This window comes from Pseudomonadota bacterium (genome assembly GCA_010028905.1).
GTDB lineage: Bacteria > Vulcanimicrobiota > Xenobia > RGZZ01 > RGZZ01 > RGZZ01.
In genome coordinates, this window is record RGZZ01000732.1 from 1 (window position 1) to 1,711 (window position 1,711).

A 1,711-nucleotide genomic window follows, 5' to 3' on the forward strand; every position below is an offset into this window, starting at 1 on the left:
AGGGCACGAGCATGCGCGACTTCCAGCGCGCCAAGCGCTTCTTCACCGACGCAGCCTTGCTGGTGGCAGGAGACGTGCCCGCCGCCATCACCATCGCAGCCAATCTCCGGTGGCTTCCCATCCCTCCCCCGGTCCTGGGTCCGCTCAACGCGTTCAACGCGCTGACCGGCGCGCTGGGGCTAGCATCAGAAGCATCGACGCTGCGCGACTGCCTGACCAACCCGGAAGCCACACGCACCGACAAGGCGGTGGACGCAGCGCACTTTGCCAACAGCCTCGTGAACACGGGAGCTTCGATGATCCCGCTGTTCGTGGACGTAGTGGGCTCGCACAGCCCCGCGGCCATCGCGTCAGCGGCTGGTCAGATGCTGGGGACGCTGGGAGACGTGGCCAAGCTGGCGTGGGACGCACACCGCGGAGGCGGCCAGTCTGCCCAGCGCGACGCCGACGAACCCCGCAAGCTGATCATGGACCGGTTCGAGAAGTGCATGGGCCGCGTGCCCATGGCCCTGGCCAATGTGGGCACGACGGTCTTGCTGGGCACGGGCGCTGCCGGGGCCGCCGGTGCGGCAGCTGCGGCATCAGTGAGCTTTGGAGGTGCCTTCGCAGCCGTCTACGGCGTCACCCAGGCGCGCAAGAGCCACCAGCTGCGTGCCGAGATCGCAACCGCGAAGCGTGACGGGCAGGTCGTCTATGACATGCCACGAGAGCGCGGAGGCGCGGTAACCCTCGAACGGCTGCCCATCGACCGCGCCCTCGCCTCGGCGACGCGCGCGGAGATCGCGGGCATTGCCCAGGCCACGGCCTCCTCTGTTCTCGTCGGCGCGGGCGTGATGAGCTCGGCCCCCCTGGCCATCGCGGGTCTCACCGCGTCGTCGACGTTCGCGGTGGCCGCCGTGGCCACCGAGATGGCGGCCCGTCGCGCTGACGCGAAGGCGCTCGCGGAGATGCGCGCAGACCCCCTCGACAGCGCCGCCTGATCGCACACTACCCGACCTGACGCCCCGACGCCTCGAGCAGGCCGCGGGTGTAGTTCTGCTTCGAGAAGTGCCCCAGCGAAGCATAGCGCAACAGCCCTTCCGGACCATGCAGGCGCCGGGAGATCTCCCCCAGCGGCAGCCCTCGATCGTGCAGGCTGGCGGCCTGTTCGACGAGCTGGCGCAGGTGCTCGAGCTTGCGACGAACCGCCACAGGGCCGTCTCGCAGCGCACCGCGATGGGCACAGAACGCCTGCTCGAAGCCATGGGCGAGAACACGCTCGAGGGAGCGGATGATCTCCCCCACATCCTCCCCCACGCGCATGTAGCGCACCCGCTCGTGCACGAAGAGATCTCCCAGAAAGAGAAGGCCGCGCTGCTCGTCGAGGAACACCACGTGATCCGGGCAGTGTCCCGGCGTCTCGATGACGCGCAGGCGCAGGGCCTCGTGCTCCACCCACTCGCCCAGGGGATCGACCTGGGTTCCCTCAGGAGGCCATCCCCAGACGAGACGACGGTAGAGCTGCATCTCGATGGGGCGTGCGAGCAGGGAGACCGCTTGCGGGTGCGCGCGCGGGCGCACGCCCAGCTCGCGCGCGATGGCCTGGTTGTTTCCGGCGTGATCCTCGTGGGCGTGGGTGTTGAGCGCCACCGCCGCCCCGGCCTCGCGCAGGCAGCGCATGAACGGGCGTCGCAGCGCCCGCAGGCCGGTGTCGATGACAACGCCGTCGACG

At 69.8% G+C, this 1,711-nt stretch carries 2 protein-coding genes; one reads left to right on the forward strand and one right to left on the reverse strand.

From position 1 onward, the window contains the following. Nucleotides 1-980 (forward strand): hypothetical protein (locus tag EB084_24795; protein ID NDD31483.1); only part of this gene is annotated, 980 nt, incomplete at its 5' end. Nucleotides 981-987: 7 nt separating this feature from the next. Here the strand turns inward: EB084_24795 and EB084_24800 are convergent. After that, nucleotides 988-1,711 (reverse strand): MBL fold metallo-hydrolase (locus EB084_24800; protein NDD31484.1); only part of this gene is annotated, 724 nt, incomplete at its 5' end.